Origin of the sequence: Dactylosporangium sp. NPDC049742 (genome assembly GCF_040674675.1) — a bacterium.
GTDB classification, from domain to species: Bacteria; Actinomycetota; Actinomycetes; order Mycobacteriales; family Micromonosporaceae; genus Dactylosporangium; species Dactylosporangium maewongense.
This window is the reverse complement of the sequence record NZ_JBFANF010000077.1, coordinates 1-24,524: the sequence shown is the minus strand read 5'-3', so window position 1 is coordinate 24,524 and position 24,524 is coordinate 1. Positions and strand designations below refer to the sequence as shown.

Below are 24,524 nucleotides of genomic sequence, written 5' to 3'. Positions count from 1 at the left end.
CCGGGACCGGCCGGGCGGCATCGGCTAGTGGGAAGGGTCGCGGCCGATGAAGGCCAGCAGCCGGGTCTGCGCGTCGGCGTCGGCGGGGATCTCGACCCGCGGGCCGTAGTGGCCGCTGCTGCGCAGCACCTCGTCCATCGGCAGCATGCCCTCCAGCATCACCGCGCAGCGCTGCGGGTCGAGCCGCTCGTCCTGGCCGGTCGCGCGGGCCAGGTCCCACGTGTGCAGGAACACGTCGGAGGTGTAGAACTGGCTGATCGCCGTGGCGACCGGCAGCTCGCCGATGTGCGGGTTGGACAGCATCCGGTCCGCGCTGGACGGGTCGTCCAGCAGCGCCTGCACGGCGTCGGTGTGCACCTGCCAGGCGGCGACCGGGTCCTCGGCGACCGGCGGTCCCTTCGGCAGGTCGATGCCCGCGCCGGCGCGCAGGAACCCCGGCAGCCATTCGACGAGATGCCCGACGACGTCCCGGGCCACCCAGCCCTCGCACGGCGCCGGTCGGTCCCAGCCGCCGGTCGGCACGCCACGGACCCGATCGGTGAACGTGCCGGCGATGCTCCGGTGTTCTTCCGCTGCAGTCATGCGGCCACGCTAACCCGTCCGACCGTCCCCCACCGGCCGCTCGGCGAGATTGCAGCCGTTCGGGCCCCGACCCCAGGGATCCATGTCCACGAATGCGGCCGCAGCGCGCACATCGAAGGAACCAGCTGCGCCCCGGGTCAGCGGGACTGCCGGGACTGCAGCCGCCCGACCTCCGCCCGCGCGTCTTCGACGTCCTCGTGGTCGTCGCCAAGAGCGCGGGCCAGGTACGGCGGTGTCGCGGCCGCGCCGGCAGCCGAACGCGGCGGGGTGAGCCAGCTCAGCGGCCGTCGCGGAGGGCGGCGAGGCCGCCCTGGGAGTCCTCAAGGGCGATGCGTTCGGCGGTGGCGGAGTCGCCGGCGCGCAGGGCCCTGACGAGGGCGCGGTGGCTGGTGTACCGCTCGAGGCCGAACGACTCGTCCTCCGCGACCCGGCGCAGCAGCAGCTCGCGGCGCTGCGGGCGGGAGAAGACGCGGCTCTGGTCGAGCATGCGGATCAGCACGGGGTTGTGCGCGCAGGCGTCGACCGTGTCGTTGAACTCCTGCATGGTGTCCAGCAGCGCGTTGAGATGCCGGTCGGTGGGCTGCTCGTGCCGGCGGCGGTCCTTGAGCAGGATGAGCAGGTCGTCGGCGCGGTCGAGGATCGCGTCGAGGGCGTCGAGCTGGTCGGTGGTGGCGTGCCTGGCGGCGAAGCGGGCGACCAGGCCGCGCAGCCCGATCTCCACCTCGGTCAGGTCGTCGACGGCGGCGTCGCGGATCGCGGCGACGAGCACGGTCCGCGGGCCGATGCGTTCGATGAGTCCGTCGAGCTCCAGGCGGCGCAGCGCCTCGCGGACGGGGGTCGGGCTGATCGCGAGGCGGGACGCCACACCGCGCTCGGTGACCTTCTCCCCCGCCGCCAGCTCGCCGGTGGCGATGGCGGTGCGGACGTGGCGGTACGCCTGGTCGGCGAGCGTCTCGGCGGGCATGCCACGCACTCTAGCGCATGCCATCACGTACACCCGATGCAACTGTTGACGGTTTTGCTATAGCAAATTAGCGTGACGCCGGACACCCCAAGGAGGCACGGCATGGCCGAACCGAAGGTCCGCGACGGCACGGTGTCCGACCGCGGCATCACGTTCTTCGTCGCCCTGGCGCTCTTCGCGCAGGAGTCGACCTGGAACTTCTACGACAACCAGGTGCCCGCCCTGCTGCGCGAGCACGTGTCCAGCGCGGCGGTCGTGGGCCTGCTCATGGGCGCGGACAACCTGGTGGGCATGTTCGTCCAGCCGTGGATCGGCAACCGGTCGGACAACACGCGGACGCGGTGGGGGCGGCGGATGCCGTACATCGCGGTCGGCATGCCCCTCGCCGCGCTGATCTTCCTGCTGCTGCCCTGGGCGACGTCGCTGGCGGCGCTGGTCGCGGTGATGTTCCTGTACGCGCTGGTCGCCAACAGCACCCGCCCCCTGGCGGAGTCGCTGGTGCCGGACTTCATCGCCCCGGAGCGCCGCAGCCGGGCGACCGCCGCCGTGAAGATCGCGACCTCGCTGACCATCATCGTCGCGTCGCTGATCAGCCTGCTCGTGGTCGACGAGCACCCGAAGGGCGCGTTCGTCATCCCCGCCGCGATCATGCTGGTCGCCACGGCGGTCCTGGTGGCCAAGGTGCGCGACAGCCGGTCGCCGGGCTACCAGGCCGCGGTCACCGAGGCGAAGGCCGACGGAGCCGAGGGCAAGGCCCGTCAGGTGTTCGCTGAACTGGTCCGCGACCCCGACCGCCGCCGGCTCCTGCTGCTGCTCACCGTGCTGCTGTTCGGCGGGGCGTGGTTCGCGTCGCGGTCGCTCATCACGCCGTACGGGATGCAGGCCCTCGGCCTCACCCGCGGCGAGGCCGGCGGGCTGACCCTGCCCAGCGGCGTCGCGTACCTGCTCGCCTGCTACCCGGCCGCGCTCGCCGCCGAACGCTTCGGGCGGCTGCGCACCATGGCCGCCGGCATGGTCGTCTTCGTGGTCGCGCTCGCCGCCGGCACCGTCGCGCAGACCGCCACCGGCACGGTCGTCGTGTTCTGCGTCGCGGCCGCCGGCGCCGCCGCGTTCACGATCAACGCGATCGTCGCGCTGTGGAACCTGGCCCCGTCCAGCCGGGTCCTCGGCACCTACACCGGGCTGTACGCGGTCACCTGGTACCTCGGCGGCTTCGGCGGACCGGCGCTCATCGGCGCCGTCGTCGACCTCACCGGCTGGGCCGGGATGCTGCTGGACATCGCGGTCCTCGCGTCGCTCGCCATCGTCGTGATCGCGCGGCTCCAGCACCTGGAGCGGCGTACCGGAGCAGTCCCCTCAGAACAGGAGATCATGTGACCGTCCGCATCCTCGTGCCGTCCGGCATGCTCGGCTCCGGGTTCCCGCCCGAGATCATCGCCCGCGGGCTGGAGCTCGGCGCCGACGTGATCGCCCTCGACGGCGGCTCCACCGACTCCGGGCCCTACTACCTCGGCACCGGCACCGCGAAGACCGCCGCCGCGGCCGTGGCCCGTGACCTGCGCCCGCTGCTGCGCGCGGTGGCCACGGCCGGCATCCCGCTGATCATCGGCTCGTGCGGCACCAGCGGCACCGACGCCGGCGTCGACTGGGTCGCCGGCATCACCCGCGACGTCCTGGCCGCCGAAGGCATGTCCCTGCGGGTGGCCACCATCTACAGCGAGCAGCGGGCCGCGGACCTCGGCACGCTCCTGGACCAGGGCCGGATCCACCCGCTGCCGCCGGCCGGCGACCTCGACGCGGCGACCCTGGACAGCTGCGCGCACATCGTCGCCATGATGGGCCACGAACCGATCGCGGAGGCGCTCGCCGCCGGCGCCGACGTCGTGCTCGCCGGCCGCGCCACCGACACCGCGCTCGCCGCGGCCGTCCCGCTCATGCGCGGCCTGCCCGCCGGCCCCGCCTGGCACGCCGCGAAGATCGTCGAGTGCGGCGCGCAGTGCACCACGGACCCGCGCTCCAGCGGGGTCCTCGCCACGGTCGACGCCACCGGCTTCACCATCGAGCCGCTCGACCCCGCGGTGGCGTGCACCCCCACGTCGGTCGCGGCGCACATGCTGTACGAGACGGCCAACCCGTTCTCCATGCGCGAGCCCGCCGGGACGCTGGAGGTGGCCGACGCGACGTACCGCGCCCTGGACCACCGCCGGGTCCGGGTGGAGGGCTCCCGCTTCGAGCCGGCCGAGCAGTACACCGTGAAGCTCGAAGGCGCGCGGGTCACCGGCTACCAGACGATGTCGTTCACCGCGATCCGCGACCCGCACATCCTCGGCCAGATCACCACGTGGGCCGCGCTGCTGCGCAAGGTCCTCACCGACCGGGTCGCGCAGACGCTCGGCCTGCACGACGGCTACTCGTTCGACATCCGCCTCTACGGCTTCGACGCGGTCCTCGGCCCGCTCGACCCCGACACCCGGCCGCCCCGCGAGGTCGGCGTGATGCTGCTGGTCAACGCCGCCGACCAGCCGACCGCCACCGCGATCGCGAAGGTGGCGAACCCGCTCATGCTGCACCTGCCGACGCCGGACATGCAGCACCTGCCGAGCCTCGCGTTCGCGACGTCACCCGCCGAGACCGAGCGCGGCGCCACCTACGAGTTCGCCCTCAACCACGTCGTCGCCGTGGACTCGCCCACCAGCCTGTTCCGCATCGCTTTCCCGGAGGCCTTGTGATGTCCCGTACCGTCGGCGACCTGGCGATCGAGGTGCGCTCCAAGAACGCCGGCCCGTTCTGGGTGACGATGGAGCTCTTCATGCGCGACGCCGCGGGGTTCGCCGCCGTCGCCTTCGTCGACGCGCCGGTGATCGCCCGTCTGTACGGGGTCCCGCCGGCCACCGTGCAGATCTTCCGCATCCCGTCGCTCAACGTCGTCAAGATCTCGTTCCCCCGCCCGGTCTCGCAGGGCAGCCTGCACGACCGCGACATCCACGCCGGCCAGCACCACGTCCCCCTCGCCCTGCTCCCCCTGCCCGGCGACGGGTAGCGCGGCGCCCGCGTCAGGTGCGGCGGGCGGTGATCAGCCAGGCGCGGGAGTCGAACGTGACGCCGGCGGGGGTGGCGTGCGCGGTGACGGCCTCGTGCAGGCGGCGGCGGGCGGACGGGTCCGGGTCGGTGCCGGCGGCCCGCTCGAGGTACATGACGGCGTCGTACGCGGACGTCGGGTCGGGGCCGTAGTAGACGGGCTCGTGCACGTCGGTGAAGGCGACGCCCGTAAAGCCCGCGGACGTCAGAAGGTCGCCCGTCGAGGCCGGGTCGGCCAGGGAGAACGCGGCGGGGCGGGGTGGGGCCGCGAGCGCCTCGCCGACCACGGTCGACCACTCGTTGCGGTCGGCGGCCTGCCAGACGAGCATGGCCAGGCGTGCGCCGGGGCGCAGGGCCATGGCGATGTTGGTGAAGGCGGCCGCCGGGTCCGCGAAGAACATCGTGCCGAAGCGGCTGAGGCACACGTCGAACTGGGCGGGCGGGAAGGCGTGCACCGCGGCGTCCGCCTCCTCGAACGCGATGTTGCTCAGGCCGGCGCTCCGGGTCCGCGCCGTAGCGAGCGCCGGGCCGTTGATGTCGACGCCGAGCGCGCTGCCGGCGGTGGCGGCGCGGGCCGCGGCGCGGGTCGTCTGACCCGTGCCGCAGCCGACGTCGAGCACCCGGTCGCGGGTGTCCACCGCGGCGGCGGCGCGCAGGTGGGCGGTGTGCGGGCGGAGCTCGGCGTCGTAGTCGAACACGCATCCACCGTAAGGGCCGCCCGGGTCGACGAAAAACGACAATGCGCGATGGCCACCATCGGTCAGCGCGATGGGTCCAGCAGCTCGGCAAGGTGGACGGCGGGACGGTCGCGGAGGTCGGCGACCTGGGTGCGGCAGGAGAAGCCGTCGGCGAGGACGACCGCGGAAGGGGCGGCGTCCAGGGCCGGCAGCAGCTGCTGCGAGGCGACGGCCACGGACACGTCGTAGTGGCCGATCTCGACGCCGAAGTTGCCGGCCAGGCCGCAACAGCCGGAGAGGCGGCGGACCTTGGCGCCGGTGGACGCCAGCAGGTCGGCGTCGGCCTTCCAGCCGAGGACGGCGTGGTGGTGGCAGTGCGGCTGGGCGACGACCTCGACGTCCGACAGGTCCGGCGGGGTCCAGCCGGGGGTCTCGGCGAGCAGCTCGGCGAGGGTGCGGACCGACGAGGCGACCACGGGGGCGTCCGGGGAGTCCGGCAGCAGCTCGTGGATGTCGGAGCGGAGCACCGCGGTACACGACGGCTCGATGCCGACGATGGGCACTCCGGCGTGGGCGTCGGCGGCGAGCGCGGCCACGGTGCGCGTCAGGATCTTGCGGGCGGAGTCGAGCTGGCCGGTGGTGATCCAGGTCAGGCCGCAGCACACCGACCCCGACGGCAGGCGTGGCTCGTAGCCGGCGGCGCGCAGGACCCGGACGGTGGCGGCGGCCACGGACGGGGAGAACGCGTCGGAGAACGAGTCCGCGAACAGCACGACCGGCTTGAGCTCGCTGGTCTCGGGCTTGAACGTGCGCCGGAACGGGCGGCGGGCGAAGCGGGGCACGGAGCGGCGCTTGTCGACGCCCGCCAGCCACAGGAAGAACGCGCCCAGCACGGGCAGGCGGATGCCGAGGTTCGCCAGCCGCGGCGTCCACCCCGCCAGGCGCGCCCAGAGGGGCAGCTTCCCGAGGGTGTAGTGCGAGCGTGGCCGCAGCCGGCCGCGGTACGTCTGGTGCAGCACCTCGGACTTGTAGGTGGCCATGTCGATGCCGGTCGGGCAGTCCGAGGCGCAGCCCTTGCAGGACAGGCACAGGTCGAGGGCGTCGTGCACGGACGGGTCGGACCAGGTCAGCTCGCCGCGGACCACCTCCTGCAGGATCCGGGCCCGGCCGCGGGTGGAGTCCTTCTCCTCGCGGGTCGCCAGGTAGGACGGGCACATGACGCCGCCGGCGGCGGAGTTGTCGGCGCGGCACTTGCCGACGCCCGTGCAGCGGTGCACGGCCTGCGCGAGGTCGCCGCCGTCGTGCGGGTACGCCAGCGCCAGCCCCTTGAGCGGGAAGCGGCCGGCCGGTCGTACATCGGCGTCGACGGGATCCGGGTCGACGAGGACACCGGGGTTGAGGAGGTTACCGGGGTCGAAGGCGTGTTTGACCCCGGCGAACAGGGCGATCGCGTCCGCCGAGTACATGTGCGGCAGCAGCTCGGAGCGGGCCCGCCCGTCGCCGTGCTCGCCGGAGAGCGAGCCGCCGAACTCCCCGACGAGCTTGGCCGCGTCGGTGAGGAAGTCGCGCAGGACCTTGGTGCCGCCGGGCTCGTCGAGCGGGTAGTCGAGGCGCACGTGCATGCAGCCGTCGCCGAAGTGCCCGAACGGCGCCGACGTCATCTTGTACGACGCGACGAGCTCGTCGAACCGCGCCAGGTAGGCGCCGAGCTGCGCGGGTGGCACGGCGGCGTCCTCCCAGCCGGGCCACGCGGGCCGGTCGGAGGGAGCGCGGCCGGCGAGGCCCGCGCCGTCCTCCCGGATCCGCCACAGCTGCGCCTGCACCACCGGGTCGGTGACGACCAGCGCTTCCGGGGCGATCCCATCGGCGGCCAGCCTCGAGGCACGCGCCGAAACCTCGCCCGGGTCGTCGCCGGCCAGCTCGACGAAGAGCCACGCGCCGCCCGCCGGCAGCGGCGGCACGGCGGCCGGGCCGCGGCGGGCGCGCAGCACGTCGAGCAGCCGCGAGTCGAGCCCCTCGCAGGAGGTGGGGCCGTGCGCGACGACGGCCGGGGCGGCCTCGCCGGCGGCGACGATGTCGCGGAAGCCGAGGACCACGACGACGCGGACCGGCGCGTCGACGACGAGCTTCACGGTCGCCTGGGTGATGACGGCGAGGGTGCCTTCGGATCCGACGAGCGCCTGGGTGAGGTCGAAGCGCTCGGGGAGCAGGTGCTGCACCGCGTAGCCGGAGACCTGGCGGCCGAACCGGTCGAACTCGGTCCTGGCGGTCTTGAGGTGCTTGCCGACGACGGCGCGCACGGCATCGACCGTCGACTGCGCGCCGCTGACCGTGGGTCCGGTGACCAGCTCCTCCCCCGCCGCCGTCAGCACCGTGAGGGCGGCGACGTTGTCGGAGGTCCGCCCGTACGCGAGGGAGCGCGAGCCGCACGCGTTGTTGCCGATCATCCCGCCGATCGTGCAGCGCGGGTGGGTCGACGGGTCGGGGCCGAAGCGCACGCCGTGCGGCATGACGGCCTTCTGCAGGACGGCGTGCACGGTGCCGGGCTCGACGACCGCGGTCCGCGCCTCCGGGTCGACGCTGAGCACCCGGTTCAGGTGGCGGGAGAAGTCCAGGACGATGCCCCGGCCGACGGCGTTGCCGGCCACCGACGTGCCGGCGCCACGGGACGTGACGGGCACGCCCGTCTCCCGCGCCACGGCGAGGGCCGCGGCGACCTCGTCCACGTGCCGCGGCCGCACCACGGCGAGCGGCGGGATCCGGTACAGCGAGGCGTCCGAGGAGTACATGCCACGGGTGCCCGCGTCCGCGCGGACCTCGAGCCCGGCCGCCTCCAGCGCCGCCACCACGTCAGTCATAGGTAACATGTTACTCATGCCGTCGCTGCGACTTCCCCCCGAGGCCCCCTCCCTCGCCGACGCCGTCGCCCAGGCCGTGCGCGACGGCATCGCGGCCGGCGAGCTCGTGCCCGGCGCGACGTACTCGGTGTATCAGCTGGCCGACCTGCTCGGCGTCTCCCGCAGCCCGGTCCGGGAGGGGATGCTCCGCCTGGCCGAGGCGGGCCTGGTCGCGATCCGGCGCAACCGCGGCTTCAGCGTCCTGCTGCCCACCGCCCACGACGTCGAGGAGATCATCGAGATCCGGCTCGCGCTGGAGCCACCCGCCGCGCGGAAGGCGGCCACCCTCGCGACCGACGAGCAGCACGCGGCGATCCGGGCGGCCCTGGACACCATGGCGGCCGCGGCGGCACGCGGCGACGAGGCCGCCTTCTGGCCGGCCGACCGGGCGCTGCACGACCTGCTCCTGCACGCCGCCGGCAACGCCCGCGCCGCGGCCATCGTCGCCCAGCTGCGCTCCACGACCGCGCTGCTCGGCCCGCCGACGACCGCCAGCGGCCGCACCCTGACCCAGATCCACGCCGAGCACGAGCCGGTCGTGGCCGCGGTCATCGCCCGCGCCGGCCACGCCGCCGAAGCCGCCATGCGCACCCACCTCGAAGCGACCGGCACCCTCCTCGTCGCCAACCTGGCCTGACTTGTCCCGTTTTCCGCCAATGTACGACGCTGCCACCCGACCAGGAGCGAAAGCGCTCGGGCAACCTGCCGGGACGGGTCTCCCCCAGGTGGTGGCCTGACCATCCGCCGCTGAACAGACCGACGATCCCCGCCTTCATCCGGCCGCCACATGCCTCGGCAGAACCCTGATTTCGGCTGCACAGGCCGGCGACTGCCGCACACACCGGCGGCCCGCACTGCGTCCGGGTGTCACATGGCGAACGCCTCGGCGGGGGTGATGGGGTCGCTGGTGGCGGCCGGCGACCAGCGGCGGACGAGCGCGTCCAGGTCTTCCGGGACGGCGTCGGCGGTCAGGCCCTGTGCCTGGTCGCGCAGCTGCTGCCACTGCGCGGCGATCGCGGTGACGGCGCGGCGGCGGTCGCCGTCACACAGCAGCGGCGACTGGAGGACCGCGGCGCGGGCGGCGCGCTGGTACCCGTCGGCGGCGGTGTCGTCGCCCTCGCTCCAGGCGTGGACCGCCGCGGCCCAGGCACGGTCGGCGTCGGGGATGCTCAGGTCGGGCCGTTCGGTGCGGCACTCGAGGCGCAGCAGCATGAAGTCGTGGCCGGCGAGCGGCACCACGGCCCCGTCGCGGACGACGTGCAGCCGGTCGCCGACGACCCGCAGGTCGGCGTCGGCGAGGTCGCGCTGCGCGGCGAGGACGACGGCGAGGTGGCCGGGGCTGACGACGGCGCCGCCGCCACCGTCCGCGCTGAACGTCTGGTGCAGATCCAGATGCACCCGCCCGTCCGAACGCACGACCAGGTCACGCGCGCTCTCGGACACCTTCGCCGCGACCGGCAGCGCGGGCACGGGCAGCAGCGACACGAGCGACAGCACGTCCACGGCCACGTCCAGGTGGTTGCCGGACTGCAGCCCGAAGAGCACCGCGGTCACCTCGATCTCGCCGCCCTCGTACGGCACGAGGTCGGTGAGCGCGAAGTTGAGCCGCACGCCGTCGGTGAGCTGCCCCGGCTCGGGCCGCAGCACCCGCCCGTAGTCGTGCGTCGTCCGCCCGCCGGCCGTGATCCCGACCCTGGTGTGCGCGGCCGGCACCCAGTCGGCGAGCAGCGTCGAGCGGTGCTGCAGGAACATCTGCGACAGCCACACCCGCACGTACCCCTGCCGCGGCACCAGCGGCGTGGCACCCTCGGCAGGCAACGCCGCGAACACCAGCTGCTCCGCGGGCCGCCGCACCGTGGTGCGCACCGTTGACCAGAACCCCATTACGCCTCGCTCCCTGTCTGCACCTGGAAGAACGTCATCTCCGCCGCGTACGCCCGATCGGTCCGCCGCGCCAACTCGTCCCGCGCCGCCCGCACCGCCGCCGGGATTCCGGTGAACGCCGCTGCTGCCTCGCCACCCACCGCCAGCTCGTCGCTCGCTGCACCGCCAGCCGCCAGCCCGCCGCCAGCCGCCAGCCCGTCGCCAGCCGGCAGCCCGTCGCGCGCCGCACCATTTCCCGCCAGGTCACCACTTCCCGCCAGCCCGCCGCCGGCCGCGGACTCGCTGGCAGCCGCCGGAAAGTCGCGTGCCGGCGTCGGGCCGTCCGTGCGGTCTTCGCCAACCGCCGGGGGGTCCGTGAGCGCCGCGAACGGTGCGAGGACCGGCCCGAGGTGCTGGAGCGGCATCGCCGGCACGAGCACCACGGCGGCCGCGCCGGCCCGCATCAGGTCGCCGCAGCACCTGCGCAGCAGGGCGTTGTCCGGTCCGGGCTCGGTGGCGTCGGCGACGACGAGGATCAGCCGCAGCCGGTCCATCGGCAGGTCGTCCGGGTGCACGGTCAGCGCCTCGACCGTGATGCGGGGCTGCCCGTCGACGAGGACGGCGAGCCCGGCGACGGCCAGCAGCCCAGTCGTCACGGCGCCCGGCGTCCCGATCGTGTCCCGCGCCGTCATCGTCTCGCGCAGCAGCGTCCGGCGGATCGGCCCCGCCAGCACGGTCCAGCCCGGGTCCGCCGGCGCGATCGCGCCCTGAGCTGCCCAGACCCTGCGTGCATCCAGCAGGGCCTCGGCACCCTGCGCCAGCGGCACCTCCCACGCCACGCCGTCGTCGGACGGGAGGACGTGCAGCGCCACCGGCAGCCCGGCCCGATCCGCCGCGGCCAGGACCGCCGCCGCCCGGCGCGCTCGGCGCCGCGGCCAGAGCGGAGCGTCGGCGTCCGTCCCTTGCCGCAACGGGACGGCGACCCGGGCGCTTGCCGCGGGGTCGTCCCACTCGGCGCTGACCAGCATGCGCGGTTGGCTGTTCACCCAGGGCCCGGGGAGGCCGACGCGGAGGCTGACGAGCACCCGCCGGGGCGTCCGGCGCCAGGTGCGGGACCACCGGGGCAGCCCTTCCCACAACCAGTCCAACCCGATGCTCGCCGCCGGCACGAGGGCGAGCGCGACCGCGACCGGCAGCAGCGCCAATCCCTGCCCGTACCCGAACGCGACGAGGAACCCGAGCGCGAGGACCCCGCAGGTGGTCGTGAGCGGCCGCCAGTCCTGCGAGCGGACCGCCCACCGCTCGGCCCACGCCGGCACCGCCGGGGACGCCGGCAGCGGGTCGGCGACGGGCACCTGGGCCGGGTCTCCCGACGGCGGCTGCGGCTGCTCACCGAGCGCGGCGAACCGGCCGGCGGCCCATCGCAGCAGGCGTTGGCCGGCCGCTGGGCGGTACACGGCGAGGAGCCGACCCTCCTCGAGGGCTATCTCCGCGATCCGGCGGGCGCCCAGGGCAGGCTCCAGCCAGTCCAGCGCCGGGGGATCGCCGCCGCCGAACAGGGCCGCGTCCAGCAGCGCCCGCCGGGCCGCCGCGTCGGGCTCGTTGCGGTGCCGCCACCACCACTCGTGCGGCGGAGGGCTCTCGCGCTCCCGTGGGTACGGGTCCGGGGGTCTGACCGCGGACGGGTCGAGCACGGCCCGCGCCCGGACCGCCGCCGGGGACGTCGACGTCTGCCGGAGGTGCCGGCCCCAGTCGCGGTTGAGCAGCACGGCCAGGTCGAGCAGCGCGTCGTCGAACACGTCCATGGTCGGCCGGTCCGCCACCCGCGCCCGGTCGAGCGCGGCACGCGCCTCCACCGCAGCGCCGAGGGCACCCCAGGCCCGGGCGAGCGCGACCCGCAGCGGCGGCACCGCCTCGTGCGCGGCGACCGTCGCGGCCGGCGTCACGGTCGAGCCGAGCGCCTGCTCGACCGCCACCACAGTGCCCCGGTCGACAACAGCGTGCGCAAGCATGTGCAGCAGCGTGATCGAGGCAAGCCGGTCGGCGTCCGGATTGCCGGCCCGACCCGCAGCGTCGAGCAAAAACACCCGGTCCGCCCGCGCGAGCATCCGCTCCGGCTCCGCAAGCACCCGGTCCGGCTCCCCCGACGAACGGTCCGGGTCCGTCACCGGCCGGTCCAGCTCCCCAGGCGGGCGGTCCTGGTCGGTCAACGGCCGGTCCGGAACCCTCGGCAGCCCATGCGGTTCCGTCAGCGGCCGGTCTGGATACGCCGGCAGCTGGTCCGAGGCCGCAAGCGGTCGGTCCGGGTCATGCGGCGGGCGGTCCGGGTCCGTCAGCGGCCCATCTGGATGCGCGAGCGGCTGGTCCGAGACCGCAAGCGGCCGGTCCGGATCACGCGGCGGACGGTGCGGTTCCGGCCGTGGGCGATCCGGATGCACCGGCAGCTGGTCCGGATCCGTCACCGACCGGTCCAGCTCCCCCAGGAGGCGGTCAGGCTTCGGGAGGGGGCGGCCGGCGAGGCGGGCGATTTCGAGGCGGACCCGGTCGGCCGTGACTGCGGGTGCGTCCCAGTCCGCGCCGACGAACGGGTCCAGCGGCGCCGACGGGTCGTCCGGCAGCGCGGCGAGGGCCTCCCCGGCGAGCCGGTCCGCCTCGTCGACGTCGCCGGAGAGCCAGGCGAGGCGGGCGCGGAGCATGCGGGCGTACGCGGCGGCCCCGCACGCCTCGGCCAGCGCGGCCAGCTCGTCGACCTGCGCACGGCCGACGCCGAGCTCGCGCACGTCGCGGTCCGGGCTCCGCTCGATCTGGTCCAGCCGGGCGGACACGGCCGCGAGGGCGTCGCCGAGCAGCAGCCGGGCCCGGCGCCAGCCTTCGGCGAGGTCCCAGAGCCTGACCGTGCCGTCGGCGGCGCCGGTCGCCGCGACCGTCCTGCCCCGGACGGTGGCGAGGGCGATCGCGGTCACCGCGGCGTCGTGCCCGGCGATCGGCGCGCCGAGCGGCACCCCGGCGCGCAGGTCCCAGGCGTGGATGCGGCCGTCGGTGGCGCCGGTGAGCGCGATCGGCCGCCCGTCGAGCGTGCCGGCCGCGACGGCGGTGGCGGGGCCCGCCTCCGGTACAGCACCCGACAGCGCGAGCCGGCGCCTTCCGGTCGCCGCGTCCCAGGCGCGCACGTCCCGCCCGCCCGCGACGAGCCAGGTGCCGTCGGGCGCGATCGCGACCCCCCACACACCGGCGGCGTGACCGGTCAGGACGGCCCCGGGTACGCCTGTCGCGGACCAGATCCGGACGGCGCCGTCGTTGCCCGCGGCGGCCACCCACGTGCCGTCGGGCGCGACCGCGCAGCCCCATAGCGGCCCGACCGCACCGGTCAGGGTGCGCAGCGGCGCGCCGGTCTCCGCGTCCCACAGCCGCACCGCCCCGTCGGCGCCGGCCGTCGCCAGCCACCTGCCGTCGGGTGCGACCGCGCACGCCCACGCCCCGCCCGCGTGGCCCTCGAGCGTGCGTCGCAGCGCCCCGGTTTGCGCATCATGCAGGTGTACGGCCCCGCCGGCCGTACCCACCACGACCCCTCTCCCGTCCGGGGTGACCGCGCACCCCCGCAGCCCGCCACCGCCCTGCGGAAACTCCCAGACGGGCGGGCCACCGGCGGTCGCGTACCGGCGCAGGACCCCGGCGCCGTCGGCGGTCACGACCCACGTCCCGTCGGGCCCGGCCGCGCACCCCCACACCCCGCCCTCGTGCCCACCCAACGCCGCCAGCGGACGCCCCGTCGCCGGGTCCCACAGCCTGGCGGCGTCGTCCCCGCCGGCGGCCGCGACCCACGTGCCGTCGGGCGCCACCGCGCACGCGAGCACCGCCCCGCCGCTGCGCAGCACCCGCAACGGCTCCCCGCTCGCCGCGTCCCACAGCCGCACCGCCCCGTCGGCGTCCCCGGTCGCGAACCACCTGCCGTCGGGCGCGACCACACACGCGTGGACGAGCACCTCCGCACCCGCCAGCCTCCGCACGCCACCGCCCGCGCCGAGGTCGTGCACCCGAGCCCCGTCCCCGGCCGCGACGACGGCGAGCGACGCCGACCCACCGGCGCTCGTGACGGCGACGGCATGCACGGCGGCGGCACCGTCGCTCACAGCCCCGGCCGTCGCGGTCCGCGGATCGACCCGGACCACCCCCGACCCGGCCCCCACGACCAGCACCGCCCCACCACTGTCCACAGTGTCCTGAGGCGCACCCGCCGCTTGAAGTGAGTCGACGGCCGCGAGCGCGGTGACGGGCGGCCCCGGGACGATCACCTCACGAGCGAGATGGTCGGGCGCCCCGGCCGGCCACAGCCTGACCCTGCCGTCCCGCAGCACCGCCACCACCGGACCACCGGCATCATCGACGGTGGCGAGCCCGGTCACCGCACCCGCGCCCCGCAGGACCGGGAGGTCCGCGGCCGGCCCGGGCTCGACCGGCCACCAGCGGACACACCCGTCCGCCCCACCGCTCACCGCCACCGGCCGCCCGCCGAGCCGCAGCACCGCCACCGACAGCACCGCCCCCGCATGCGCCCGCCGCGGCGGCGTCACCGCCCGCACACTGCCGAAGTCCCACACCCGCAACGTCCCGGCCGCATCCCCCGCCACCACCGCCGCCCCGTCGTCCCCCACCGCGATGGCGATCGCCCGCACCGCCGCACCGCCAGCACCGCCACCACCACCGGGCCTGCCCGGTTCCCTCGTCAGACGCTGTCCGGATGCCGCACCGGCCCCGCCCGTCTCGCCAGGCGTGCCATCTCCGGACCGACGCCCGTCAACCGGGCCACGGGACCTGCTACCAGGCTCGTTCGCCACCGCCCCACCCGGCGCAACAGCCTGCCGCGCATCACGCCCGGACGGCTCAACAGGCCCACTCGCCACCGCCCCACCCGGCGCAACAGCCTGCCGCGCGTCGCGCCCGGACGGCTCAACAGATCCACTGCCGGCCACGCGCTCTTCCGGAGCGCCCACCGCAGCGCCCTGCCTGACACCGGCCGCACCGCCTGGCGAGGTGCGGGACCCGCCGTCCTGCGAGGTTCCCGGCTCCGGGGCGTTGCCGGGTGCCCAGCGGCCCAGGACCGAGCCCGCGGCCGTCCCCGGCGGGATGCCCAGCGTCGCGCCCACGGCCGTCCCGATGCCGGGCATCTCCGACACGACCAGCGACGGCGTGGGCTGCGAGCCCGCTCCCCCGGTGCCCCCCACACCGCCGGTGCCGACCCAGCCGACGCCACCGATCGTACCGCCGACACCACCCCGACCCGACCCGCCAACACCCCCAGCGACGCCACCACTACCACCCGCCACGCCACCACCCGCCGCCCCACTACCGGCCGTGCCAACGCCGACAGACCCAAGCCCGGTGCCGAATTCTGTGCCACTCAGAGATCGCCCACTGGCCCCCCGGCCGAGGACACCGCCGGCGCCGGCCACCAAGCCGCCGCCGTGGTACGCCAGGCCCAGGCCGCCGCCGAGGCCACCACCCGAGGCGGCGGGAGCGGCCCCCGGCAGTGGCGGGACGGGGTCGATGTGGGGCGTGCCGGCCGGCACCGCCACCGACGCGGCCGCCAGGAGGGCGTGCAGCGCGGGACGGCGGTCCGCACCGCGCCCGATGGCGGCGTGCTCGGCCCGCAGACGCAGCCAGCCCGCCCCCGGGTCGGTGGCGACGGCGTCGGCGACCTCCGTCCAGATCGGCACGAGCGGGGTGGCAGCGGAGATCTTTCCGGCCGCCGCGGCGTACAGCGCCCGGGCGCCCGCCGTCGCCGGATGCGCGGCGCCGGCCAGCGCGCCGTCGGTGCTGAGGATCCGCGCGAACACCGTCTCCGCCCAGCCCCACGCCTGCTCCGACACCACCCTGCGGGCCAGCGAGTCGCACAGCGTCGCCGCGCGGTCCGGGGGTGCGCACCTGAGGGCGGCGTCGACGTGCTCGACGCGCAGCCGGTCGAGGGGGCGGCTGTCGACGAGGCCGGGCAGGCGCAGCCCGAGCGCGCGCTGCGCCTCGAGCCGCTCGTGGTGCTGCGGGTACCGCTCGAAGTACCGCTCGAGCCGGTCCAGCAGGCTGCCGTGCACCTCCAGGAAGGGCGTGTCGAGCGGCGGGTGGACGCGGTATTCCAGCCATTCCGTGGCGGCCAGCTCGAACCATGCCTCGGCCAGCCGGTCGCGGTGCGGCGCGGTGGTGACGGCGGCCTCGAGCATCTCGCGGTCGAAGCGGCGCAGGGCGACGACGGCGGCGAGCAGCCCGCGGGCGGGTTCGCGGAGGCGCCGGACGATGCGGTGCTCGACGTACGGGTCGGCCCCCAGCAGCGCCGTGGCGTGCAGGTACCCGGGGTCCTCACGGACGGCGGCGGCGTGCTGGGCGAGGTCGAACGGGCTGTACCGGACCTCGCTGGCCCGCGGGACCGGCTCCGGGCACAGGGCGAGCAGCCGGTCGAGGTCCGCGGCGGCAAGGGTGAGGCCGACCCGGTCGGTGACGTACCGCGAAGCCTCCGACCGGCTGAACCCACGCACCTCCGCGACCCGCAGATACGGCTGCCCCGACGGCAGCGGCGCGACGCCGCCGGCCGAGGCGCGGACCAGTGGCCGGCGGCCGGCCAGAACGACGCGCACGGACGGTACCGCCGCATGGATCCGCTCCAGGAGCGTGAACATCGCGACGAGCTGCGGCATCCGGCCCGCCTCGGGGCGGAACTTCGCGACCTCCTCGCAGGTGTCCAGGACGAGCACGACGCGGCGCGGCAGCAGGCGGAGGAACTCGCAGAAGCCGTCGATCGCGGCGAGCATCGCGGGTGAGTCGAGCGCGGCGAGGGCGTCGAGGGCGGTGTCGTCGGGCGCCCAGTGGCGCAGGTCGCGCAGCTGCCGGTCGACGCGGCGGAAGAGCGTGTCGGCGCCGCCGGCGGTGGCGTGCGCGCCGAGCTCCTGCAGCAGCTCCAGCAGCAGCTGGCCGGGGCGGCGCAGCGGGTAGTCGGGGTCGAGGTGGTCGAAGTCGACGCGGCTGGTGATGATCCCGCGCTCCGGGGCGAGGCGGGCGGTGAGGTACCGCAGCAGCGTCGTCTTGCCGATCCCGCCCTGGCCGAGGTAGTGCAGCGCCCACCGGCCGCCCTCGTCGGGCTCGGCGAGCAGCTGGTCGAACTCCTCGACCGGCCCGCGGCGCACCAGGAACCGCTCCAGGTGCCGGCGGTCCTGCTCGCGCCGCTGGGCCAGCTCCGCCCGCCGCGACACGAGCAGCACGCTCGTCTCCAGCTCGCCGCCGATGACCGGCAGCAGCAGCCGCGCGGTCTCGACCCAGCCGAGGGCCTCGCCGACGGCGCCGGACTCCAGCAGCGGCCCGCACGCGCTTTCCAGGCGCCGGGCGGTCGCCGCGCCGGAGGGGTCCTGCGCGGTCCCGGCGAGGTTCGCCCATTGCCGCAGCGTCGCCGGTACGGCCAGCGCCTGCACCTCAGGCGACCGCACCCTGCCCGCGGCCGTGACGGACACCGCCCGCAGCCACGCCGTGCCGTGCTGTGCGGCGAGGGCGGCGAGCACGTCGGGGCGGGCCGCGTCGGGCATCCAGAACCCGGCGTCGCTCCCGGCGGGCGCGGTGAGCTCCAGCACCCGGCGCAGCAGCGCGGGCGCACCGGCGTCGGCCACGTAGGGCAGCAGGCGGGCGAGCACCGCGGCGTCGGGCTCCTCGGCCTCCTCCGCCGCGATCCGCGCCTCCTCGGCGACCCGGGCGGCGTCCTGCGGCGCGAGGGCCGGCAGGGATCGCAGCTTGGCGGTCGCCCGCACGGTACGGTCGTCCGGCAGTGCGGCGGATCCGATGGCCCGCACGATCCGGTCGGCGGCCCGTGCCCGGCCGGCGGTGCGCAGCGCGACGGCGGCGCGGGCGAGCCCGGCGATCGCGTCGGGGTGGCCGCGCCGGTCGGCCAGCAGGTTGGCCAGGCTCTCGGCGGCGGCGCCCGCACCGGCGGCGGCGAGGGTCTCGACGAGCGCGACGCAGCCTTCCTGGCCCGGTTCGGCGGTTTCGGCGGCGGCGCGGGCGACCGGCTCGGCGATGCCGGCGACCGCGGCATGGAGGGGCGGGTGGGCGCGGACGGCGGCGGCGTACGCCTCCAGTCGCAGGCCCTCGTCGAGGATCCGGTCGGCGAACCCGAGCGCGTCGTCGGGGCGGCCGCGGGCGGCGGCGAGGGCGGCCAGGTCGACGAGGATCAGGGCGCCGATCGACGGGTGGACGCCGGTCAGCGACGCCTCGACCCGGGCCTGCGCCTGCTCGGCGGAGGACGCCGGCAGCAGTCCTCCCGTGGCGGCGAGCACCGCGGCCCGGTCGGCAGGATCGTCCTCAGTGGACGGCGGGCCCGCCTCCAGGGTGGCCACGGCCGGCGCGAGGACGGCGGGCGGGACGTCGCCGAGCAGCTGGACCAGTTCCGCGTACGGCGCCGCGCACTCCACCGCGGCCGCCGCCACGCCTGCGGCGTCGCCGAGGACGGCCGCGACGCGCAGCCGGTCCTCCTCACCAAGTGGGTCCACTGTGGACGGGTCGGCGCCGGTGACGGCGAGGGCGTACGCGCGCTGGGCCGGGTCCGCGACCGCGGCGGCCACGGCACGGGCGTCGGCGGTCAGCTCGCCGGGCAGCCCGCGGGCGATCTGGGCGAGGAGGGTGGCCTTGGTGGCGTCGGAGCCGATCTGCGGCACGGCCGCGAGCACCTCGGCGCACAGCTGCTGCCGCAGCCACGGCGTCGTCGCCGCCGGCAGCTCGCGGATGGTGGTGGCGAGCAGCCGGGCCCTGACCAGGGCGCCGCGGCGGTCGAGGCGGTGCCGCTCGGCGACGCACCAGCCGGCGTCGACCGCCTCCGTCAGCACCGCGTCGAGCCCGGGGAACCCGGCGGCCGCAGCGACCCGGCGGGTCCACTCGGGGGCGAGCGCGAGCCAGGCGACCGCCTCCGCACCGATCCGCGCGATCCGCTCCCGGCGGTCGGCCTCGATCCGCGCGGCGAGCCCCGCGTCGAGCGCCCTCGCGTCCAGTCCGCCCGTACCGCGACCGCCCGCGTCACCACCGCCCGCACTACGGGCGCTCACAGCACCGCCGCCCGTACCGCGACCGCCCGCGTCACCGCCGCCCGCACTACGGGCGCTCACAGCACCGCCGACCGCACCACGACTGTCAGCGGCATCACCGCCCGTACCACGGGCGCCCGCGTCATGAGCCCCTACTCCGCCGGCAGCGGCAGCTGGAGTGGAGGCATCGCGGGCGGCCGAGATGCCGGCAGCGGTGCCACGGGCAATGGCGTCACTGACGGCGGCGGAGAAGTCGGAGGAGATACGGTCGTAGGCGTCGCGGGCGGCGGCCTCGCGGGCGAGAGCGTCGCGGACAGCGGCCTCGCGGGCGGCGTCGTCGCGGGCGGCCGCGGAGGTGTCGGGCGGGTCCGGGTTCACAGGCCCGCCGCGGTGACGTCGTCGTCGGCGGACAGCACGTACTTCGCGTGGAACGACATCTCGATGGCGAGCGGGAACACGACGCCCTCGACGAAGTTGTACGGAAGGCCCTTCATGTACCGGCGCCAGGTGACGACGATCGGCGCGGCCTCCTCCGGGGTGAGGGTGCGGTCCACGGCCCAGGGCCGGTCGGTGAAGCCGGGCGCCTTCTGGCCCAGGAACGGGTGGAGCATGACCTGTTCGTAGGCGAACAGGTCCTCGTCGCCGGCGTCGCTGAGCGGGGCGAGGTCGACGTGGGCGAGCCAGCGGCCCCGCTGGCGGCCCTGCCGGATGTCGTCGACGATCCGCGGTGCGCTGATCATGAGGACGACGGGGAGGGGTTCCTGCTCGTCGCCGAGGCCGTGTTCGCCGAGCATGCCGCCGCCGAGCAGCGCGTCGAGCACGTCCTGCGCGGTCTGGTCGAGGTTGTCGAGCAGCAGCACGGCCCGGCCGTCGCGCAGGTGCGGCCAGCGCTGCCGGGCGTCGGCGAGCAGCGCGGCCAGGTCCAGTTGCAGCGCCATGCGCATGGCGGCCAGCGGCATGCGGCCGACGAGGCGGCGCACGGTCGGGTTGAGCAGCGCCGGGTCGGCGTCGGCGGTGCCGGCGAGCACGTCGGCGAGGCCGGCGGACTCGGTCAGCTCGTCGATGGTGAGCCCCAGGTGCAGCCGGACCTGCTCGATGCCGTTGGACACCGCGGAGCACAGGGTGGCGTGGCTGCGGGGCGCGACGAGGTCGCCGCCGCCGGTGCCGACGAGGACCGGCAGGTGCCCGTCGAGCAGCGCCTGCCGGGCGATCTCGCGCAGGGTGCGGGTCTTGCCGACGCCGGCGGACGGCTCGGCGCAGATCGCGAGGGCGCCGCGGCGCGGCTCGTCGCGCCCGGACTCCCAGCCGGTGCGGCGGCCGCCCGGCCCGGCGAGCAGCGGCAGGAACGCGGACAGGACGTTCTCCCGGCCGCAGAAGACGGGGTCCTCCTCGAGGCCGTACGCGCTGATCCAGCCGGCCGCGAGGCCGGCACCGCCGTCGCCGGCGCGGATCGGCAGCGGCTCGTCCTCGTCGGCGAGGAACACCGCGGGCAGCGCCCAGTCCAGCCCGCCGGCGGCGTCCGCGGCGAACGTGAGCCGCCGGGCCTCGGCGGTCGCGGCGACGATCGAGGTGCCGGCGGCGAGCGCCTGGCCGAAGCGGCGGGTGAAGAGCCGGCACGCCCGGTCGCTGACCATCCCCGCCATCGCGGCGACGACCGGCACGCCGCCGGCGACGAGGTCGACCGCGAACGGCGTCGCCATCCCCGGCCCCGGCACGTGCAGCGCCCCGGTCTCGCACGCGCTGAGCACGACCACCGGCGGTTTCCGGCCGCCGACGGTGAGCTGCTCGGCGAGCTGCGCGGCGTACCGCTGCTCCTCCTTGACCCTCGGGTCGTCCGCGCACAGCACGATGTACGGCCCGTGCGGCCCGGTCCCGCCGTGGGCGATGATGTGCACGACGTCGGGCCGGAACGTCTCCATCGCCGCCTCGAGCCGGTCGGGGCTGGCGTCGTGCAGCATCCGGTAGTGGATGCGGGCGCCCGCCTGCCGGACGGCGCGCAGCAGCCCGGCGATCTCGGCCCCGGGCCGGACCCGCAGGTCGGTCGCGGCGGTCCCCACGACGAACAGCACCCGCGGCGGCACACGCAGCGGCTCGGCCGTGCCCCGCGTGCCGGCCAGGACCCGGGTGACGGCTACGGGCGCCCCACCGGCGGACGTGGCGAGGAACCGCCGCCCGTCGTGCAGCAGCTCCCACGGCAGCCCGCTGAGGTCGGCGTCCCCCACCGGCCACCGCAGCGCCAGCTCCAGCGGCGCGCCCGGGTGCAGCGCGACGAGGTCCCCGATCGCCGCCCATGCCCCGCCACCGCCGGTGGCGGCCGGCCCGAGGAGCGCGGCGTGCAGCAAACGCCCGAGGGCGGCGCCGGTCGTGGCGCCGACGCGGACGGCCATGGCGGCCACCGCCCGGGCGACCGACTCGGCCGTCGCGGCGCAGCACAACGAGTGGTCGGGCCCGCCCGTGCACCAGTCAGGGTCCGGCAGCGGGACCCGGCGGCCCGCGTGGGTGCCCGCCCGCATCCGCCGCGGCAGCGCGGCCGGCGCCGGCCATGACCAGCCGGGCTGCCCGGGGCTCGTCAGGCGCACGGTCCAGCCGTCGCCGGCCGGGTCGCGGGCCACGTCGACGAGGATCCGCAGCGCGGTCACGGCTCGTCCCGCAGCAGCAGCGCCGCCAGCTCGGCGGCGAGCGCGGCAGAGTCGGCCGGGGCGGCAGCCGGGCCCGCGTCGCGCAGGCCGGGCTCGGCGCAGGCGGTGATCACGTCGACGGTCGTGTCGGCGAGGCGGCGTACAGCGGCAGGGTCGGTGAGCCGCGAACGGGCGACGTGGCCGGCGGCGGCGTACCCGAGCACGGCCCGCGGACCGGACTCCCCCGCCGCGCCGTCGCCGCGCAGCAGCAGCCCCGCGCGCAGGTCGACGGCGCCGCCCGGGTGGTGCTCGGCCGGGTCGAAGCCGGCCAGGTCCGCGAGGCCGACCGGCCCGCACAGCGGACCGAGCAGCGCGTCGACGACACCGGTCACGCGGCCCAGGTCGCGGCGGATCGCGGCGGCGCGCCGGTCGGTGGCGGGCGGGTCGCCCAGCGGGGCGCCGACGGGCGGCAGGCCGAGGCGGTCCGCGAGCGTGGACAGGACGGTGAGGCGGACCAGCGGCGCCGGGTACGGTCCGCGGCCACGGTCCAGCATCGACGGGCCGCCACCGAGCTCGAACGGCAGCAGCGCCGCCGCCGACGCCGCGCCCATCGTGACGAGCCCGGCCAGGTCGGCGAAGAGCTCGTGACTCCAGCCGCCCCACGACGCCGCGTCGTCGCCGCCGGCCGCGCCGACGGCCGTGCGGACCCGCTCGCGCAGCGCCCCGCCGGGCAGCAGGTCGTGCTCCAGGTGGTGCCCGACCTCGTGACCGAGCAGCACCAGGGTCCACGGCGCCCAGGCGGCACCCGCGGGCAGCGCCACGGTCGGCACCGGAAGCCTGGCGAGGAGCACCGCGAGGAGGTCGTCGGCGCTGTCGGGGCGCAGCGCGGCCGGCGGCGCGTCGCGGGGCGTCGCCTCGGGTGCCTGCACCGGGTCGAGGAACGGCAGCGGCGCCGGCGACGGCGGCACGGGCAGCCCGTGCGCGAGCGCGCCGCGGACGAGCCCGGCGTGGACGCTCCAGGCGACCTCGTCGGCGGCGGCGAGCGCGCGGCGGTGGGCGGGGTCGTCGCGCTGGTCGAACTTGGTCGCGTACCAGCTCCACAGCCGGCGCACGAGCGCGGCGCGACCCTCGAACCTCCGGCACGCGTCGAAGATCTCGCCGGGCGTGCCGGTCGCCGCGGCCGGGAACGCGGCGGCCACCCGCTCGGCGGCGCCGCCGAGGGTGTCGTCGATGCTGGCCAATGCCGTGTGGAACTGCCGGCGCGGGTCGCGGGTGCGGCGCCGGTCGGTCCACGCGGCGATCTCGCGGCGGAGCCGGTCGATACCCTCCGCGGTCTCCGTCACTCGGATGTGTACCGCGTCCAAGGGGACACCTTTCCGTCTGACACCTTCCGCATCTGGCCGCGTACCGCTTGTATAGCTCACGGCGGACACGGTTGGTATCGGCGTTCCGACGGACGGAGACCGGTGGCGGTGATGGACGGCCTGCACAGCGCCGAGCGGCTGGGCCTGGTCCGGGGGCGGCTGCTCGACGAGCTCGCGGCGTTGCGGACCCGGCCGCTCGCCCTCGTGGTCGCGCCGGCCGGTGCGGGCAAGACGACCCTGCTCGCCCAGTACGCCACCCGCTGGGACGGACCGGTCGGCTGGTGGCGGGTCGACCCGGCCGACGCGGGCGCCGCGGCCGTCGCCCGCCGGATGCGCGCCGCGATCCCCGGTGCGGCGCACCTGCCGGACGAGCCGCAGGCCCTCGCGGCCGCGCTCGGCGGCGAGGACCGGCCGCCGACGCTGGTGATCGTCGACGACCTGCACCGGCTCGCCGCACCCGACGCCGAACAGGCGCTGGAGACGCTGCTGGTACGCGCGCCGGCCTGGCTGCACGTCCTGGCCGCCGGGCGGCGCATGCCGGGGCTGAACCTGGCCCGCTACGAGCTGGCCGACGTGAGCATCGTCGACGGCGAGCAGCTCCGGTTCCGCTCGTGGGAGGCGGAGCGGCTGCTGCGGGAGGTGTACCGGGAGCCGCTCCCACCCGACGACGTCGCCGCCCTCGCCCGCCGCCTCGGTGGCTGGGCCGCCGGGCTGCACATGTTCCACCTGTCGACGCACAACCGGCCGCTGGTCGAGCGCCGCCGCGCGGTCGCCGCGCTGGACGGCCGGCAGGCGCTGACCCGGGCGTACCTGGCGCACACGGTCCTGGCCGAGCTGCCGGTGCCGCTGCGGGAGTTCCTGCTGCGCACCAGCGTCTTCGACGTGCTCACCCCGCAGCGGTGCGAACGGCTGCTCGACGAGCAGGGCGGCAGCCGGGAGCACCTCGCCGAGCTGGAGCGGCGGCAGGCCTTCACCGCCAGCACCGACGGCGGGCGCAGCTACCGCTACCACGAGGTGCTCCGCGCCCACCTGGCGGTGACCCTCGCCGAACGCTTCGGCGAGGCGGGTGCGCGGGCGCTGCACGCCCGGGCCGCGACACTCCTCGCCGAGGAGGGCGCGCTCGTGGAGGCGGTGCGCGCCGCCGCCCGCGCCGAGGACTGGGACCAGGTCCGGGCGCTGCTGGGCCGGCTCGGCGGGCAAGCCGCCGACGACCCCGGCGACGGCACCGAGCCGTGGCAGGACCTGCTGCCGGAGTGGCTGGTCGCCGAGGACCCGTGGCTCATGCTGGCGAAGGGCCGGCACCTGCTGGCCCGCGGGCGGATCGAGGCGGCGGTGCTGTGCCTGCGCGCCGCCGAGGAGCACTTCTTCGACGAGCAGGGCCGGGGCCTCTGCCGGGCGGCCCGCCGGCTCGCCGCGCTGTGGGCGCCCGGCGGC

General features: G+C 76.4%; 12 protein-coding genes and 1 pseudogene. 5 read left to right on the top strand and 8 right to left on the bottom strand.

Features of this window, described 5'->3' with window-relative positions; all coding sequences use genetic code 11:
- Positions 1–24: 24 nt before the first annotated feature.
- Together AB0J72_RS50965 and AB0J72_RS50960 are read right to left on the bottom strand one after the other, a co-directional pair.
- Positions 25–582 carry a TIGR03086 family metal-binding protein gene (locus AB0J72_RS50965; RefSeq protein WP_363413822.1) on the bottom strand — a complete coding sequence of 186 codons (558 nt, stop codon included), beginning with the start codon at positions 580–582 and terminating at the stop codon, positions 25–27.
- A 277-nt stretch (positions 583–859) separates the two neighbouring features.
- Complete coding sequence (locus AB0J72_RS50960; protein ID WP_363413819.1) at positions 860–1,546, bottom strand: GntR family transcriptional regulator; 687 nt, start codon at positions 1,544–1,546, stop codon at positions 860–862.
- Between the two features lie 102 nt (positions 1,547–1,648).
- Between AB0J72_RS50960 and AB0J72_RS50955 the strand changes: the two genes are divergently transcribed.
- Genes AB0J72_RS50955 through AB0J72_RS50945 form a run of 3 tightly spaced genes read left to right on the top strand, consistent with a single transcriptional unit; the run spans position 1,649 to position 4,586 of the window.
- Entirely contained in the window at positions 1,649–2,923 is a 1,275-nt protein-coding gene (locus AB0J72_RS50955; protein ID WP_363413816.1) for an MFS transporter, read from the top strand.
- A complete protein-coding gene (locus AB0J72_RS50950) occupies positions 2,920–4,275 on the top strand; it encodes an acyclic terpene utilization AtuA family protein (protein WP_363413813.1) in 1,356 nt (451 codons plus the stop codon). The genes AB0J72_RS50955 and AB0J72_RS50950 overlap by 4 nt, the downstream gene beginning before the upstream one ends.
- Positions 4,275–4,586, top strand: coding sequence for a DUF4387 family protein (locus AB0J72_RS50945; protein WP_363413810.1), 312 nt, complete (start codon positions 4,275–4,277; stop codon positions 4,584–4,586). Before AB0J72_RS50950 ends, AB0J72_RS50945 begins: the two co-directional genes overlap by 1 nt.
- 13 nt (positions 4,587–4,599) lie before the next feature.
- On the opposite strand, the gene AB0J72_RS50940 is transcribed toward AB0J72_RS50945, so the two are convergent.
- Complete coding sequence (locus tag AB0J72_RS50940) at positions 4,600–5,322, bottom strand: class I SAM-dependent methyltransferase (RefSeq protein WP_363413807.1); 723 nt, start codon at positions 5,320–5,322, stop codon at positions 4,600–4,602.
- 62 nt (positions 5,323–5,384) lie between these two features.
- Complete coding sequence (locus tag AB0J72_RS50935; RefSeq protein ID WP_363413805.1) at positions 5,385–8,159, bottom strand: FAD-binding and (Fe-S)-binding domain-containing protein; 2,775 nt, start codon at positions 8,157–8,159, stop codon at positions 5,385–5,387.
- A gap of 16 nt (positions 8,160–8,175) precedes the next feature.
- Between AB0J72_RS50935 and AB0J72_RS50930 the strand changes: the two genes are divergently transcribed.
- Complete coding sequence (locus AB0J72_RS50930) at positions 8,176–8,835, top strand: GntR family transcriptional regulator (RefSeq protein ID WP_363413803.1); 660 nt, start codon at positions 8,176–8,178, stop codon at positions 8,833–8,835.
- Positions 8,836–9,065: 230 nt separating this feature from the next.
- Here the strand turns inward: AB0J72_RS50930 and AB0J72_RS50925 are convergent, their stop codons facing one another.
- The 4 genes from AB0J72_RS50925 to AB0J72_RS50910 all read right to left on the bottom strand — a co-directional run bounded on the left by AB0J72_RS50925 (position 9,066) and on the right by AB0J72_RS50910 (position 23,090).
- The gene (locus tag AB0J72_RS50925) at positions 9,066–10,082 is read right to left on the bottom strand and encodes a hypothetical protein (RefSeq protein WP_363413800.1); all 1,017 of its coding nucleotides are present in this window, start codon (positions 10,080–10,082) and stop codon (positions 9,066–9,068) included.
- Entirely contained in the window at positions 10,082–19,129 is a 9,048-nt protein-coding gene (locus AB0J72_RS50920; RefSeq protein WP_363413797.1) for a hypothetical protein, read from the bottom strand. Before AB0J72_RS50920 ends, AB0J72_RS50925 begins: the two co-directional genes overlap by 1 nt.
- A 353-nt stretch (positions 19,130–19,482) precedes the next feature.
- On the bottom strand, positions 19,483–21,747 hold the full coding sequence (locus tag AB0J72_RS50915; protein ID WP_363413794.1) for a CHAT domain-containing protein: 2,265 nt from the start codon (positions 21,745–21,747) through the stop codon (positions 19,483–19,485).
- Entirely contained in the window at positions 21,744–23,090 is a 1,347-nt protein-coding gene (locus AB0J72_RS50910; protein ID WP_363413791.1) for a hypothetical protein, read from the bottom strand. Before AB0J72_RS50910 ends, AB0J72_RS50915 begins: the two co-directional genes overlap by 4 nt.
- A 102-nt stretch (positions 23,091–23,192) precedes the next feature.
- On the opposite strand from AB0J72_RS50910, the pseudogene AB0J72_RS50905 reads away from it, so the two are divergent.
- Positions 23,193–24,524: pseudogene (locus AB0J72_RS50905) on the top strand (hypothetical protein); the annotation flags it as partial.